Genomic DNA, 14,655 nt, shown 5'->3' with positions numbered 1-14,655 from the left:
GAAATCATCAACCGAAACGGTGTTGACCTACCGCTACTTCGATGATCGCGCAAACACAGACGAGCGCTGATGTGACGGGTGCGCTACGAGAGGTGATTGCTCACGGCCCGGCGGGCCAGCAAGCGGGACACGCCGTCGGCGGTCATCGGCTCGGCCAGGTGGTATCCCTGCCCCACGGTGTACCCGAGCTCGCGCAGCGCGGTCACCTGCTCCGGGCTCTCGATGCCCTCGGCCACCGTGTCCAGGCCCAGCGCGCGGGCCAGCTGGATCACCGCGCGGGCCACTGCCTGCCGGGCGTCCGCGGCGGCGGGCAGGCCGTCGTCTATCTCGATCCCGTCGACGAACGACTTGTCCAGCTTGACGATCGCGGCCGGGAAGGCGCGCAGCAGGCTCAGCGACGACTCGCCGGTGCCGAAGTCGTCCAGCGCGAGGCGGATGCCCATGCGGTCGAGCTCGTGCAGCGCCCGCGAGACCTGCTGGCCGCGCAGCACCGCCGACTCGGTCACCTCGAGCACCAGCCGTTCGCAGGGCAGCCCGCTGTCGGCCAGCGCGCCGGCCACCTCCGCGACGAAGTCGGGGTCGTGCAGCTGCCGCGCGGAGACGTTCAGGCCCGCCTCCCGCAGCGACTCCGGCCCGAACTCGGCCAGCCACGCCGCGGCCTGACGGCAGGTCTCGCGCAGCACGAACCGGCCCAGCGGCACAATCAGCCCCGTACGTTCGGCGGCCGGGATGAACTCGCCCGGCCCGACCACGCCACGGGCCGGGTGATGCCACCGGACCAGAGCCTCGACACCGACCAGCTGGTTGTCGTCGAGCCGCATGATCGGCTGGTAGACGACCCGGAACTCGTCGTTGTCCAGGGCCCGCCGCAGTTCGCCGCCGAGCTGCATGTGCGCGAGCACCGGCTCGCCGAGACCCTCCACGTACCGTACGAAACCGGCCTTGCCCTGCTGTTTCGCCGTGTACATGGCGAGGTCGGCGTCCCGCAGCACCTCGTCGGCGGAGGCGCCCGGGCCGGCGGTGGCAACCCCGATGCTGGCCTGCACCAGCAGCCGGTGCTCGCTGATCGGGTGGGACAGCGCGGTCAGCAGACGCTCGGCCAGGCCCTCGGGATCGGCGCCGGGTTCGGTCAGCACCACCGCGAACTCGTCACCGCCGACCCGGGCCGGCAGCGCGGCCTCCCCGGCCTCGACCTGCAGCAGCCACGCCACCGACACCAGCAGCCGGTCGCCCACCCCGTGCCCCAGCAGGTCGTTGACGGCCTTGAAGTCGTCCAGGTCGATCAGCAGCACCGACGTCGGGCCGGGCGCGGCCAGCGCGGCCGTGAGCCGTTCGCGGAACAGCGCCCGGTTGGCCAGCCCGGTCAGGCCGTCGTGGCTCACCTCGTGCTGCAGCCGCTTCTCCTGGATGCGGGCGATCCGCAGCAGACGGGCGTTCTCCCGGTACGCCAGATACTGCCGCACCATGACCAGGGCGGTCACCACGACGGCGGCGATCAGGACCACCCGCACGGGCCGGCGCAGCGGCGCGCCGAACGCCACCGCGAGGAGCGGCACGTCGACCAGCACCATCGCCACGTAGGGCAGCAGCACCCCCACCCGGGCCGGGCGGCGCAGGCCCTCCTCGGCCCGATGCTGGGCGGCGACGCCGAGCGCGACCAGCAACGGGGCCGCCGGCAGCACGACGCCCTGGGCCGGAACGCTGGCAACCAGGCCGAACTGCACCGACAGGACGGCGCAGGCGGCGGCCGGAACCCCGCCGGCGGCGGCGATGAACCGGATCGCAACGCGGTCGACCGGGCCATCGGCGATGTAGGAGACCTTGGTGGCAGCCCCGACGGCGACCAGGAACCCGAGGGCGACCAGCAGCATCGCCTGCGGGCTCCACGGCTCGCGGGCCGAGAGCATCGGGGCCAGGCCGAGATACCAGACCACGGCGGCGCAGCCCAGGAACGCGATCATCCGGTCGAGCGCCACCCGCCACCGCTCGGCGCCACCGGCCGACGTGACGGGCACCCGGGCGAGAGCCCAGAGGGCGAGCAGGAAACCGGCGGACGCCAGGGCCGCGGCCGGGGCGGGCATCGTACGGGTGCGGGCCTGGTCGGCATGGAACAGCATGTCGACGGCCATCCAGCCGTAACCAGCGGTGTTGAGCCCGACGCCGACCAGGATCGTGCGCCAGAACCGCCGCGCCGCCGGGTCGAGGCCGGGGCGGCTCGTGAGCAGGTCGTACAGGCTCGCGGTGGCCAGGGCGGCGCCGAGCGGGACGAGCACGTAGCCGACGGCCTCGCTGCCGGCCCCGGTGACGAGGTAGGTCACACACCAGACGGCGCCCACGGCCACGACGGCGGCCGTGGCCCACACGTAACGGCGGGCGGTCGTCCCCGCCCGTGCCCCGGCCGCCACCATCACGGCCCGACCCTAGCGGGTCCTCTGTGGAGACGATCTCCCCCGAACGCCCGACCTTCGCCGGCGCACCCGTTCTGCACCCGCGCGATGACTGGCCGCGCTCCCGCACCGGCCGATTGCTGCGGATGTGAGAATGCGCACCGCCGCCCGCCTCGGCGGCCTCAGCCTCGCCACCGCGTTCGTGGCCGCCACGCTGTCCGGGCCGTGCGCCGCTGCCGCCGAGCCGGAGAGCACGGGCGTCGCCGCTGCCGTGCCGGTCGCTGCGAGCTCTGTCGCCGTGGCCGCGGCGGAACCGGCGTACGGGCCTCTCAAGGTCATGCCGCTGGGCGACTCGATCACCTATGGCAGCGGCTCGGCGGACTCCCGGGTCGGCAACCGGACCGGCGCGCCCACCGCCAGCGGCTATCGCGTCGAGCTGGGCGACCGGCTTCGTGCGGCGGGCCTGGACGTGGACTTCGTCGGCTCGCAGCGGGCCGGACCGCCCGGTGCGGACACCGAACACGAAGGTCACTCCGGCTGGCGCATCGACCAGATCGCCGCGAACGTCGACGGCTGGCTGGCCGGTTACGAGCCGGACGCCGTCCTGCTGCACCTCGGCACCAACGACATGGCCCAGAACATGGGCGTGCGCGCCTCGGCCGACCGGCTGTCCGCGCTGATCGACCAGATCCGCGCCGCCCGTCCGGACGCCGGCATCTTCGTGCAACGGCTCGTGCAGGGGCACATCGAGCCCTACCGGAGCCGGATCGCCGCCTTCAACAGCAGGATCCCGGGCATCGTGGCCGGCAAGGACGCCAAGGTGCACCTGGTCGACCAGTCGGCGATCGGCGGCCTGTCCATCTTCGACAACCTGCACCCCAACGACCACGGCTACGCCAAGATGGCCTACAACCTCTACCGGGCCATGGCCGCGGTCTACCTGGGCGACAGCGAGCCGGCGGGCGCCAACCCGTACGCGGTCACCACCGCCACCCTCTGCTTCCAGATCAACAGCTACGCCACCGGCAAGCGGACGTGGCACGCCCGATGCAGCCCGTGGACGCGCCGCGGAGGCCAGTGGCAGCGGCCCGGCACCACGACCGAGACCGCCCTGACACTCGTCCCGACGCGCCACGCCACCAGGAAGGTCACCGTCCCCACCAAGGTCCGGGTCGAGGGCCGGTACGTGACCAGGACCGTCAACGGCAAGAAGAAGCGCGTGTGGGTGAAGCCGCACCACGAGACCCGCCCGGTCGCCAGAACCGTCAAGGTCCTCGTCCCGGCGCACTACGAGACCCGCACCCGCACCGTCAGCACCTGGCTCACCGACGACCCGTATCTGACCCACGCCCTTGCGGTCAGGTGAGCCAGCCGGGGCGGATGAGGCCTGCTTCGTAGGCGTAGACGACCAGTTGGGCGCGGTCGCGGGCGGCCAGCTTGATCATGGTGCGGCTGACGTGGGTCTTGGCGGTGGCGGGGCTGATCACGAGGCGGGCGGCGATCTCGTCGTTGTTCAGGCCCTCGGCCACCAGCACCAGCACCTCGCGCTCGCGGTCGGTCAGCTGGGCGAGCGTGTCCGGCGGGGTGGCGGAACGGCCGGCGCCGCCGCCCGCGAACTCGCCGATCACCCGGCGCGTCACGCTCGGTGACAACAGGCCGTCACCCCCCGCGACGGCTCGGACGCCGCGGATGAGCTCGACCGGCTCGGTGTCCTTGACCAGGAAACCCGAGGCGCCCGTACGCAGGGCCTCGAACACGTATTCGTCCAGCTCGAACGTCGTCAGGATGACCACGCGGGTGCCGGACAGCGCCGGGTCCGCGGCGATGCGGCGGGTCGCCTCCAGGCCGTCGACGCCGGGCATGCGGATGTCCATCAGCACGACGTCGGGCCTGGTCTGCTGCGCCTTGGTCACCGCTTCGAGGCCGTCGGCCGCCTCGGCCACCACCTCGATGTCGGGCTCCGCGTTGAGCAGGGCGCGGAATCCGGCCCGTACGAGAAGCTGGTCGTCCGCCAGCAGCACCGAGATCATTTGCCTTCCCCCGTGGGCAACAGGACCGACACCAGGAAACCGCCGTCGACCGGGCCCGCTTCCAGGGTGCCGCCGAGACTCTGAGCCCGCGCGCGCATCCCGGCGATCCCTGTGCCGGGCGCGGCGTCACCGGCGCCGGCGTCACCGGCAAACGTGTTGCGGACGGCCAGGTGCAGCGCCGTCGGCAGGTAGTCGACGCCGACCGACGCCGTCGCGCCCGGCCCGGCGTGCCGGCGCACGTTGGTCAGGGCTTCCTGCACGATCCGGTACGCCGCCCGGTCCACCTCGGCCGGCAGAACCCGCACCTCACCGGTCGTCACGGTCTCGACCGGCAGCCCGGCGTCGGCGGTCAGCTCGTCGAGCCGGCTCAGGCCCAGCGCGGGTTGCCGGGGCGCCGCCTCGTCCTCGGTGCGCAGCGCGCCCAGCACCGCCCGCACCTCGCGCAGCGCCTCCGAGCTGGCCGTCTTGATCGCCGACAGCGCCTCGCGGGCCTGCTCGGGCTCCCTGTCCATCAGGTGCAGCCCCACGCCGGCCTGCACGTTGATCAGCGACAGGTGGTGCCCGATCACGTCGTGCAGCTCGCGGGCGATGCGCAGCCTCTCCTCGGACGCCTGCCGCCGCTGCTGCTCCTCCTCGGCCCGTTCGCGTTCGGCGCGCACCTTCATCAGCTGCGCCATCTGCTCCCGCTTGATCTTGGCGATGCCGCCCAGGAAGATCGCCGCGGTCAGCGCGATGCCGACCAGCACGGTTTCCCGCACCCCGGGCAGCGCACGCTCGTCGAGGTGCCCGCGCAAACCCCAGAAGATCAAAAGATAGGTCCCGTACGCCGTGCCGGCGCCGGCGATCGCGGCGGTGCGCCGCCCGCACGCGGCCAGGTGGAACAGCCCGATGACCGGCGCGACGGCCCAGAACCAGTGCGGCTCGGCCATCGTCGCGAACACGAGCGAGGCGGCGGCCGCGACGGCGAACGCGGCGACCGGGTAGCGCCGCCGGACCAGCAGGGCGACCGGCCCGGCCAGCAGCAGCGCCCACACCCACGGGCTGAGCTCGACGAACACCCGTCCCTCGCCGGCCAGGCTCTTGGCCCCGATCAGCTGGAACAGGGCGGCGCTCACGGCCCCGCCGACGCCCGGGTCGTTCCGGTGCCGGCGGTAACGGCCGGTCCGGTTCTCGCGTGCCCAGGGCGGCAGCGGCGGCCCGTGCATCTGTCTCACCCTGCCGAAGCTACGGCACCGCAAGCCGGGCGGGCATCGGTGCGCGGGACCGCAGCCATGTACTCCCCGGGGCGTACGCCGTGCTGGCGTTGTGCTCCTGACGGCGTACGGGGGAAAGGTTCTGGCCCTCCCGGGGACTCCCGCAAGATGCTCCGCCGGGGCGACGTGCCGGCGCGGTGAGAAGCCGACGCTGGTAACACGACGCCCCGAGGAGGACACGGTGGAAACGAACGACGCGAACTGGTCCGCTGCGAGCACCAAGCGGATGCGGACCTCCGACTCCGAACGTGAGCACGTCGCCGAGATCCTGCGGGCCGCGATGGCCGAGGGCCGGCTCGACCTGACCGAGGGGGAGGAGCGGCTGGCCAAGGCGTACGCGGCCAAGTTCCGCGACGAGCTCGCCCCGCTGACCGCTGACCTTCCCTTCGGCGGGCTGCGCGCGCTGGCCGACACCCCTGACAACCGGATCGCGACACGCCGGGCGCTGCGCCGGCACGCCTCGATCATCGTCTCGATCGGCATGATCCTGACCGGGCTCTGGATCCTGTCGGGCGCGCACTTCTTCTGGCCCGCGATCCCGCTGATGTTCCTGGTCATCGGGTTCATGAAGCATGCTCGTCTCCGGCGTTACCGGTACGAGTACAGCCTCGGTCACGGGGTTGCGCCGTGGAACGGGCCGGGCTGGGCCGGCCCCCGTCAGTTCCACAGTGGACGCCCGGGTTGTTGATCGACCCTCCCCGCTTTGCCAGAGTGATCCGGTTCGAGCGGGGAGGAACAACTTCACATGATGGGTCCGTCGCACGCCCTCTCGGGGGCGACCGTCTGGCTGGCCGGCACCTGGGCATTGGACCATTTCGCCGGGTATGAGCAGTCGCCGCTCGCGGTGGGCGTGGGCACGCTCGTCTGCGCGGGCGGCGCGCTGCTGCCCGACCTCGACCTGTCCGGCAGGGTGACCCGCAATCAGGGCGGCGCGACGGTCGCCCGGACGTTCGGGGTGTTCTCGCTGTTCGTGGCGGAGGTCGTCGAGAAGGTGTCGCTCGGCATCTACACGGCGACCCGGCTCTCGCGCGACCCGCGGCGGACCAACGGCCACCGGACGTTCACCCACACCCTGCCGTTCGCCGCGCTGGTCGGTTGGGGCACCACGGCGCTGGCCGGCCACTACGGCAAGTGGGCCGTGGTCGGCATCGTCTTCTTCATGGCCGGCCTGGCCCTGCGCGGCCTGTTCGACAAGTGGGCCGAGCGCGCCGGCTGGGTCATCGTCACGCTCTGCTCGGCCGCGATCGCGTGGTTCACCGCGGCCGGCCTGCCCGGCGACCGGGGTTATCCGATGCTCGGCTTCGCGGTGGCGGTCGGCTGCGTGGTGCACCTGTTCGGCGACATCATCACCTCGGCGGGCGTGCCGATCCTGTGGCCCGTCCCGACCGGCCGCCGGCTGTGGCGGATGATCGGCGTGCCCAACAGCATGGCCGTCAAGGTGGGCGGCAAGGTCGAGACGGTCGTCCTGCGTACGGCCATGGTCGCCATTTCCCTGATCGCCCTCGCGGGTATCTTCGCGCCTGGCCTGCTGCAACGCTTCGAGCTCGACACCTGGGCGGATGGCTTCGGCCGCTGAACCGAGTAACCTCTGGGCACGGTGACTGCCGCAGTCACCGGCCGATGACCGTACGCATTGATGTGCGACAATGCGTGCCGTCGAGCGGCCACAAGATCCGGGGGCTTGAGTGAGCGCAGTCGGAGGTCGGACAGCGACCGTCGGTGACGAGCGGGTGGCGGACGAGGGCGCCCGGCGTTCGATGCCGGCAGCCGGCGCGCTGAGACGGGTGTGGGCCCGCCGCGAGTGGATCCTGGTGGTCCTCGGCGGGCTGGCGCTGGCCGTGGCGCTGACCTGGCCGACGATGCGCGACCCGCGGCACACCGTGCCGGGCGACATCGGCGACCCGGCCATGTTCGCCTGGCAGATCGCCTGGGCCGGGCAGGCGCTGCTGCACAACCCGATGCACCTGTGGGACTCGAACACGTTCTATCCCGAGCCGCACTCGCTGGCGTTCACCGACACCGTGCTCGGCTACGCGCCGCTCGGCATGATCGGCTCCGGCATGGACGACGCCGTCCTGCGCTACAACATCCTGTACGTCCTGCTGCACGCGCTGGCCTTCGTCGGGGCGTACGCGCTGACCCGGCAGCTGGGCGCGCATCCGCTCGGCGCGCTGGTGGCCGGGGTGGCCTGGGCGTACGCTCCGTGGCGGCTCGCACACGCCGGGCACCTCAACGTCCTGTCCACCGGCGGCATCGCGCTGGCCCTGGCCATGCTCGCCCGCGGGCACGGCTGGTCGTTGCGCCGCGGCCACCGCCCCGAGAAGCACAGACCGGGCTGGGCGCTGGCCGGCTGGCTGGTCGCCGCGTGGCAGATCACGCTCGGGCTGGCGATCGGCCTGGCCTTCGCGTACGTGATGATCGCGATCTGCCTGATCGCCGCGGCCTGCTACGGCTGGGTCTGGTGGCGGCGCGGACGGCCGGCGTTCGGCCGGCGGCTGCTGATCGCCGACCTGGTCGGCGGGGCGGTCTTCGGCGGCGCCACGCTCTATCTGGGCATCGCCTTCTCCCGGGTCGTCGAGCTGCACCCGCAGGCCGACCGCAGCCTGGCCTGGACAGAGATGTACTCGCCGCCGTGGCGGGGCCTGTTCGTCGCGCCCGAGGGGTCGTGGCTGTGGGGCGAACGGCACACCACGGCCCGCGCCGACCTGTTCTGGCCCCCCGAGATGGCGCTGCTGCCCGGCGTGGCCCTGATCGCCCTGGCCACCATGGGGGTGTTCTTCTCGGTCTTCCGGCTCCGCCATCGCGTGCTGCTGACCCTCGGCGTGGCGGTGACGGCGGTGCTCGCGCTCGGCGCGACACTGCCCTGGGGCGGCGACCCGGGTTATCTGACGCTCTCGAAGCACCTGCCGGGCTGGGCGGCCCTGCGCACCTCCGGACGCATGGTGCTGTGGCTGTCGCTGCTCATGGCCGTGCTGGCCGCCGGGGCCGTCAGTGCCTTCGCCGTACGGGCCCGCGCGTTCGCGCCGTGGCGTCCGGGGCTGCCGGCCCGCGGCAAGTTCGTCGTGATCCGTCTCGTCCTGTTGGTCCCGCTCGTGCTGGTGATCGCCGAGAGCGTCAACAAGACCGAGCACCCCGAGGTGCCGCGCTACCCGGCCGCGATGGCCGTCGCGCCCGAGCCCACCCTGGTGCTGCCCAGTGGCGGCACCCTCGAGATGCCCATCATGCTGTGGACCACGAACGGCTTCCCCCGCGTCCCCAACGGCATCGTCACCTTCGAGCCGGAATCGCAGAAGCGGATCCGCGCGAGCAGCGCGACCTTCCCCGACGCGGCCAGCGTCGCGGCGCTGCGGGCCGAGGGCATCAAATCGGTCGTCGTCATGCCGGGCTGGCTGGGCGACACCCCGTGGCAGGGCCTGCCCGACCGCCCGATCGACGGCCTCGGCATCACCCGCCAGGACATCGACGGCAGCATCCTCTACCGGCTCGAATGAGCGGGCGCGGGTTGACCTCGCTCGACCGGGACCGGCCGGCCCGGATGCCGATCCTGCAGCTGCGCCAGCACCTCGCTGTGCTGGCGCAGTTCGACGACGACTGGGGCGCGGCCGGCATCATCCGCGCGACCCTCGCCCCGTTCCGGCCGTCGAGCTGATCATTCGATCGCCACCACCGGGTTGGTCAGCGTGCCCAGCGCCTCGGAGGTGATCTCGATGATGTCGCCCGGCTGCGTGGTGAAGCCGGCGTCCGGGACCACGCCGGTGCCGGTGAGCAGGATCGCGCCGGCCGGGAAGCTCAACGCCCGGAACAGCCAGCCCGCCAGGTCCTCGAAGCCGCGGGCCATCGACGACGTCGAGGTGGAGCCGGCGTAGACCTCGCGGCCCTCCCGCAGGATGCGCAGGCCGATCTCGAACGGGCCCGGCCCGACCGCCCAGCTCGGCACGATCGACGGGCCCAGCGCGCAGGAACGGTCGTAGATCTTGGCCTGCGGCAGGTAGAGCGGGTTGTCGCCCTCGATCGACCGGCTGCTCATGTCGTTGCCCAGCGTGTAGCCGAAGATCTGCCCCGCCGCGTTGAGCACCAGGCCCACCTCGGCCTCGGGAACGTCCCAGCCGGAGTCGGTGCGGATCCCGACGCCGTCGCCGTCGCCGACGACCCGCCACGGGCTGGCCTTGAAGAACAGCTCGGGACGGTCGTTGTCGTAGACGTCGTCGTAGAGGGAACCGTGCCCGGACTCCTCCTTGCGGCCGTCCCGGCTGCGCAGGTAGGTCACGCCGGCCGCCCACACCTCCTGCCGGTCGATCGGCGGGAGCACGACGTCGTCGCCGGGCACGACCCGGGTGGCCGCCTCCACAATTGACCGGGCCTTGTCGAGAGGCAGGGCGAGCAGGTCGGCCAGACTGTGGTCGAGCTCGCGCCACTCGTCGTTCGCGCGCACCGCCCAGCACGTCGTCTCGCCGTTGCGCAGGCGGTACAGGGACACTGACATGTGACCATCCTAGGTGTGTGAAGTGCGGAAACAGTCCGCGGTTACGCTCTTGGGGTGCTGGCGAAGGGACAACCGTCATGGCCCGTGTAGTACCGGCGGTGGTCCGCGCGCTCGACATCCTCGAGCTGTTCCTCGAACGTCCCCAGCTGTCGGCCCGCGACGTGATGGAGCGGCTGGACCTGCCCCGCACCACCGTGCACGAGTTGCTGGTCACGCTCGTCGAGCGGGCGTACCTGATCGCGGTGCCGGGGCAGCCGGTGCAGTACCGGCTCGGCATGCCGCTGTTCCAGCTCGGGGCGGCCTTCGCCGGCCGGCTCGACCTGGTGCGTGAGGCGCAGAGCGTGACGCGGGACGTGGCCGCCGGGTGCAACGAGGCGGTGCACGTGGCCGTGCTCGACGGCGCCGACGTCATCTACCTCGTCAAGGTCGACAGCACCCACCCCGTACGCATGGTCTCCGCGGTCGGGCGGCGGCTGCCGGCCCACTGCACGGCGGTGGGCAAGGTGCTGCTCGCGAGCCTCGACCCGGCGGCGCTGGACGAGGTGCTGGCCAAGGCCACGCTGCCCGGCATGACCCCGGAGAGCATCACCAACCCGGACTGCTTGCGCGAGCAGCTCGACCGCGTACGGACTGACGGGGTTGCCACCGACGTCGGCGAGTCCGACACGGCCATGCGCTGCGTCGCCGCCGGCGTTCGCGACCACACCGGCGCCGTCATCGCGGCGATGAGCCTGTCCGCGCCGATCATCCGCTGGACCCCGCAGGTGCAGGGGGAGTGGACCGAGTTGCTCCGGGAGGGCGCGGCCACTTTGTCCGCCCGGATGGGTTACGTCTCGCCCCGATAGCGGGCTTGCCGTCACGGGCCAGAAGCCCCCTCGAAACATTGACACCCCTCGCCGTCGTGTTCTAGCGTCGCGTCCACTCCATACGATATCTCGAACACGGTTCGATATTTCGAACTATAGAGTGCCCGATCTCGACGCCGCGACCGCGTGACCCGCCGGCCGGCACGGGCCAGAAAGCCACTTCCAGCACGTGCACCGGTCGGCGGAGACAAGGAGGCAGATACCCATGGGGGATAAATCGCTGCGATCACGGCGCGAGTTCCTGGGACTTGGGGTGGGGGTGCTCGGGGCGGCCGGACTGGCTGCCTGCGGCGGCACGTCCACGTCGTCCACGAGCGTGGCGGCGGAGGTTCCGAAGGAGCTGATCGACGCCGCGGGCTCGATGAAGGGCTCCTCGATGGGGCTGCTGTCACAGAAGCTCTACTCGACGGCGGCCAACGACGCCCTCGACGCGTCGATCAAGAAGTTCGCCGACGCCACCGGCACGAAGGTCGAGAACAGCCTGGTGCAGGCCGACGCGGGCGACGTCGTGGCCAAGATCGACGCCGAGGTCAAGGGTGGCGTGGCGCGCGACATGGCGTTCATGACCGACTCGCGGTTCATCGCCCAGTTCCATGCGCTCGGTGACCTGGAGGACGTGACCGACGTGGTCACGGCGCTGACTGCCAAGTACGGCGAGCCGTGCGCGGAGGCCAAGAACTTCTGCGTCTTCGACGGCAAGTGGTACGCGATCCCGTATCACTTCATCGGGATCGGGTCGTTCCTGCGCAAGGACTGGATGCAGGAGAAGGGCATCACGCCCAAGGACGTCTACACCTGGGAGGAACTGCGCGACGTCTGCCTCGAGATCTCGGATCCGGGCAAACGCCGGTACGGCTGGGGCATGACGGTCAACCGGTCCGGCGATGCCAACGGCATGATCGAGGCCCTGATCAACTCGTACGGGGGGTCTCTGGCCTCCAACGACGGCAAGAAGGTCACCTTCGACTCGCCCGAGACGGTGCAGGCCGTGACGTTCCTGGGCGACATCTACACCAACTCCAAGTACAAGTCCATGCTGCCGCCCGGGGTGGCCAGCTGGACCGACACCAGCAACAACGAGAACTGGCTGGCCGGCGTGCTGGGCTACACCCGCAACAGCTTCAGCGTCTACGCCGACTCCAAGACCAAGAAGAACCCGGTCTACGAGAAGACCCACGTCTTCTCCGACTGCATCGGCCCGGCCACCGACTCGTCGCTGCTGCTCGGTCAGTCGCAGGGCTTCACAATCTTCAAGGGCGCCAAGAACGCCCCGCTGGCCAAGATCCTGGCGCAGTACCTGATCACCGCGCCCGCCCTGGTCGGCGTGTCGAAGGAGGCGCCCGGCCTGGTCATGCCGGCCTGGGAGAAGGTGTGGGACGCCGACCCGTACTTCGCGAGCGGTGACCCGGCCTTCCCGATGGTGCGCAAGCTGTCGCAGCAGCCGCTGCCGCTGAAGACGAAGAACGGCCTGGAGTTCCCGCAGAAGGCCAGCGCCGGGCAGCAGGCCGTCGTCGCGGCGTACGTCCTGACCGACATGATGCAGCAGGTCGTCCAGGGGGCGGCGCCCGCGCAGGCGGTCAAGTCGGCCCACGACAAGATGGTGCAGATCTTCAACCAGCAGGGGCTGCCGCAGTGAGGACGGTTCGCCAAGGCCCGGCCCCGGTGGAGCGGGCATCCCCGCCGCCGGGGCCGGGCTCCCTCACACCGGCCCAGCGCAGGCTGGGCCGGGACTGGCGGCTGTCGACGCTCTTCCTGGCGCCGACGGCCGTGCTGGTCGGTGTGCTGGTGCTGGTGCCGATCGGCCGGTCGATCATCACCAGCACCACCGAACGGCACGGCTCCGAGAGCGTGTTCGTCGGCCTGGACAACTACCTCTCGCTGATCGGCGACGACCAGTTCCGCACTGGTGTCATCAACTCGTTCGTCTTCACCGCGTACGCGGAGATCTTCAAGGTCGTGCTGGGCCTCGCGGCCGCCCTGCTGCTGCACAACCAGCGCCGGGGCCGGGCCGTGCTGACCGGGCTGCTGCTCGTGCCGTGGGTGGTGCCCACGGTCGTGACGGCGTTCAGCTGGCGCTCGCTGCTCGACCCGATCTTCGGCAGCGTCAACATGCTGCTCGACGCCTCGGGCATCGGCCCGCTGCTGGCGTCCGCGCACCTGATCGACGCCTGGCCCGCCGGCTGGCTGTCCGACCCGTCGCTGGCGATGCCGTCGGTGATCCTGGTCAACGTCTGGAAAGGCGTGCCGTTCTTCACCGTCTGCTTCCTCGCCGGGCTGAAAGCCATCCCGAGCGACCAGTACGAGGCGGCGACCATCGACGGCGCCTCCACCTGGCAGCGGTTCCTGCACGTGACCCTGCCCGGGCTGCGGCACGTCATCACGGTGACGGTGACCCTGTCGTCGATCTGGACGTTCAACAACTTCGACCTCATCTGGCTGCTGACCCAGGGCGGACCGGGCGACGTCACCGCGCCGTACGTGCTCGTCGCCTACTCCAAGGCGATCCTGCAACTGCAGTTCGGCGCCGGCGCCGCGGTCACGCTGGTCATGCTGCCGGTCATCGGCGGACTGGTGTTCTATCTGGTCCGCCTGCTCAGACCCGACCTGGTCAACCGCCCCTACCGGCCACCCGGCCCGCTGCGCAGGGCCGTGCCGTGGCTCATCACGGCGGCGGTCACCATCGCGCTGGCGTGGGCGTCGCCGCAGATCTTCTGGAAAGCGGCAGTGCTGCTGGGCGTGTTCCTGCTCATCGCGGCGGCGGTCGGTCGCGTGGTCTCCGGCTTCCAGGCCAGAGGCGGACGCCGTACGTCGTCAGCGGTGTCCAGTGTGGGCAGAAGCGTCGCGACGTTCGGGTTGCTGGCGTTCGTGCTGGGGCCGCTCTATTGGATCGCGGTCACCGCGTTCAAGACCGAGGGGCAGGTCGTCAGCCGGGTCAACGACCTGTGGCCCACCCCGTGGAGCCTGGAACAGTTCACCGCCCTGTTCACCAACCAGCCCTTCGGGCGCTGGTACATCAACACCATCCTGGTGTCGGCGGCGTCCACTGTGGTCGCCCTGATCTGCGCCGTGCTGGCCGGATACGCGCTGGCCCGGCTGCGTTTCCGCGGGGCGCAGGGCTTCACCGTCACGGTGCTGCTCACGTACGTGATGCCGGGCGCGCTGCTGTTCATCCCGCTCTACCAGCTGCTCATCGGGGTGCGGCTGACCGACTCGCTGTGGTCGCTGGTGGTGACGTACCCGACCTTCACCATCCCGTTCGCCACGTGGCTGCTGGCCGGCTACTTCTCGTCGATCCCGGCCGAACTGGAAGAAGCAGCCCTGGTCGACGGCTGCTCCCGGGTGCAGGCGTTCGGGCGGGTCGTGCTGCCGCTGGCCAAGCCGGGACTGCTGGCGGTCGCACTGTTCACGCTGACCAACGCGTGGAACGAGTTCCTGTTCGCGTTCGTGTTCATCACCAAGGATGAGTACAAGACGCTGCCCGTCGGCATGCAGTCCATGATCGCCGGCGACGTCGTCCCCCAGGGCCAGCTGGCGGCGGCGTCCCTGCTCGTCAGCATCCCCGTCGTCATCATGTACGCCTTCGGCCAGCGGTTCCTGACCGAGGGCCTCACCGCCGGCGCGGTCAAGGGCTGACAA

Annotated in this window: 12 protein-coding genes; 8 read left to right on the top strand and 4 right to left on the bottom strand. The window is 71.1% G+C overall.

Annotated elements, in window-relative coordinates; translation table 11 throughout:
• Positions 1–83 precede the first annotated feature (83 nt).
• Entirely contained in the window at positions 84–2,408 is a 2,325-nt protein-coding gene (locus tag C8E87_RS05695) for a putative bifunctional diguanylate cyclase/phosphodiesterase (RefSeq protein WP_133876645.1), read from the bottom strand.
• A 133-nt stretch (positions 2,409–2,541) separates the two neighbouring features.
• On the opposite strand from C8E87_RS05695, the gene C8E87_RS05690 reads away from it, so the two are divergent.
• Entirely contained in the window at positions 2,542–3,753 is a 1,212-nt protein-coding gene (locus tag C8E87_RS05690; protein WP_133872103.1) for an SGNH/GDSL hydrolase family protein, read from the top strand.
• Here C8E87_RS05690 and C8E87_RS05685 read toward each other — a convergent pair.
• Together C8E87_RS05685 and C8E87_RS05680 are read right to left on the bottom strand one after the other, a co-directional pair.
• Positions 3,746–4,417, bottom strand: coding sequence for a response regulator transcription factor (locus C8E87_RS05685; RefSeq protein ID WP_133872102.1), 672 nt, complete (start codon positions 4,415–4,417; stop codon positions 3,746–3,748). The genes C8E87_RS05690 and C8E87_RS05685 overlap by 8 nt on opposite strands.
• Positions 4,414–5,622 (bottom strand): sensor histidine kinase, encoded by a 1,209-nt coding sequence (locus tag C8E87_RS05680; RefSeq protein ID WP_133876644.1) that lies wholly within the window; start codon positions 5,620–5,622, stop codon positions 4,414–4,416. Before C8E87_RS05680 ends, C8E87_RS05685 begins: the two co-directional genes overlap by 4 nt.
• 229 nt (positions 5,623–5,851) lie before the next feature.
• Between C8E87_RS05680 and C8E87_RS05675 the strand changes: the two genes are divergently transcribed.
• From C8E87_RS05675 to C8E87_RS05660, 4 genes are all read left to right on the top strand, one after another.
• Positions 5,852–6,358: a DUF1707 SHOCT-like domain-containing protein gene (locus C8E87_RS05675; protein ID WP_239080247.1), complete on the top strand. Its 507-nt coding sequence runs from the start codon at positions 5,852–5,854 to the stop codon at positions 6,356–6,358.
• Positions 6,359–6,415: 57 nt separating this feature from the next.
• On the top strand, positions 6,416–7,246 hold the full coding sequence (locus tag C8E87_RS05670; protein WP_133872101.1) for a metal-dependent hydrolase: 831 nt from the start codon (positions 6,416–6,418) through the stop codon (positions 7,244–7,246).
• A gap of 181 nt (positions 7,247–7,427) precedes the next feature.
• Positions 7,428–9,161 carry a putative glycosyltransferase family protein gene (locus C8E87_RS05665; protein WP_239080264.1) on the top strand — a complete coding sequence of 578 codons (1,734 nt, stop codon included), beginning with the start codon at positions 7,428–7,430 and terminating at the stop codon, positions 9,159–9,161.
• An 11-nt stretch (positions 9,162–9,172) separates the two neighbouring features.
• Positions 9,173–9,319: a hypothetical protein gene (locus tag C8E87_RS05660; protein ID WP_239080248.1), complete on the top strand. Its 147-nt coding sequence runs from the start codon at positions 9,173–9,175 to the stop codon at positions 9,317–9,319.
• On the opposite strand, the gene C8E87_RS05655 is transcribed toward C8E87_RS05660, so the two are convergent.
• Entirely contained in the window at positions 9,320–10,153 is an 834-nt protein-coding gene (locus tag C8E87_RS05655) for a fumarylacetoacetate hydrolase family protein (protein ID WP_133872099.1), read from the bottom strand.
• 77 nt (positions 10,154–10,230) lie between these two features.
• Here C8E87_RS05655 and C8E87_RS05650 point away from each other — a divergent pair, with 77 nt between their 5' ends.
• From C8E87_RS05650 to C8E87_RS05640, 3 genes are all read left to right on the top strand, one after another.
• The gene (locus tag C8E87_RS05650; RefSeq protein WP_133872098.1) at positions 10,231–10,998 is read left to right on the top strand and encodes an IclR family transcriptional regulator; all 768 of its coding nucleotides are present in this window, start codon (positions 10,231–10,233) and stop codon (positions 10,996–10,998) included.
• A 226-nt stretch (positions 10,999–11,224) separates the two neighbouring features.
• Complete coding sequence (locus tag C8E87_RS05645; protein WP_133872097.1) at positions 11,225–12,655, top strand: extracellular solute-binding protein; 1,431 nt, start codon at positions 11,225–11,227, stop codon at positions 12,653–12,655.
• On the top strand, positions 12,652–14,652 hold the full coding sequence (locus C8E87_RS05640; RefSeq protein ID WP_239080249.1) for an ABC transporter permease: 2,001 nt from the start codon (positions 12,652–12,654) through the stop codon (positions 14,650–14,652). The genes C8E87_RS05645 and C8E87_RS05640 overlap by 4 nt, the downstream gene beginning before the upstream one ends.
• The last annotated feature ends 3 nt before the right edge of the window (positions 14,653–14,655 follow it).

It is taken from the genome of Paractinoplanes brasiliensis (assembly GCF_004362215.1).
In the GTDB taxonomy this organism is placed as follows: domain Bacteria; phylum Actinomycetota; class Actinomycetes; order Mycobacteriales; family Micromonosporaceae; genus Actinoplanes; species Actinoplanes brasiliensis.
This window is presented reverse-complemented; position numbering and strand designations above follow the sequence as displayed.

What these genes read in the sequence shown, in the direction of transcription:
- C8E87_RS05680 (WP_133876644.1), bottom strand. Translation starts at nt 5,622, where the DNA reads ATGCACGGGCCGCCGCTGCCGCCCTGGGCACGCGAGAACCGGACCGGC.
- C8E87_RS05685 (WP_133872102.1), bottom strand. Translation starts at nt 4,417, where the DNA reads ATGATCTCGGTGCTGCTGGCGGACGACCAGCTTCTCGTACGGGCCGGA.
- C8E87_RS05695 (WP_133876645.1), bottom strand. Translation starts at nt 2,408, where the DNA reads ATGGTGGCGGCCGGGGCACGGGCGGGGACGACCGCCCGCCGTTACGTG.
- C8E87_RS05670 (WP_133872101.1), top strand. Translation starts at nt 6,416, where the DNA reads ATGATGGGTCCGTCGCACGCCCTCTCGGGGGCGACCGTCTGGCTGGCC.
- C8E87_RS05665 (WP_239080264.1), top strand. Translation starts at nt 7,428, where the DNA reads ATGCCGGCAGCCGGCGCGCTGAGACGGGTGTGGGCCCGCCGCGAGTGG.
- C8E87_RS05645 (WP_133872097.1), top strand. Translation starts at nt 11,225, where the DNA reads ATGGGGGATAAATCGCTGCGATCACGGCGCGAGTTCCTGGGACTTGGG.
- C8E87_RS05690 (WP_133872103.1), top strand. Translation starts at nt 2,542, where the DNA reads ATGCGCACCGCCGCCCGCCTCGGCGGCCTCAGCCTCGCCACCGCGTTC.
- C8E87_RS05655 (WP_133872099.1), bottom strand. Translation starts at nt 10,153, where the DNA reads ATGTCAGTGTCCCTGTACCGCCTGCGCAACGGCGAGACGACGTGCTGG.
- C8E87_RS05650 (WP_133872098.1), top strand. Translation starts at nt 10,231, where the DNA reads ATGGCCCGTGTAGTACCGGCGGTGGTCCGCGCGCTCGACATCCTCGAG.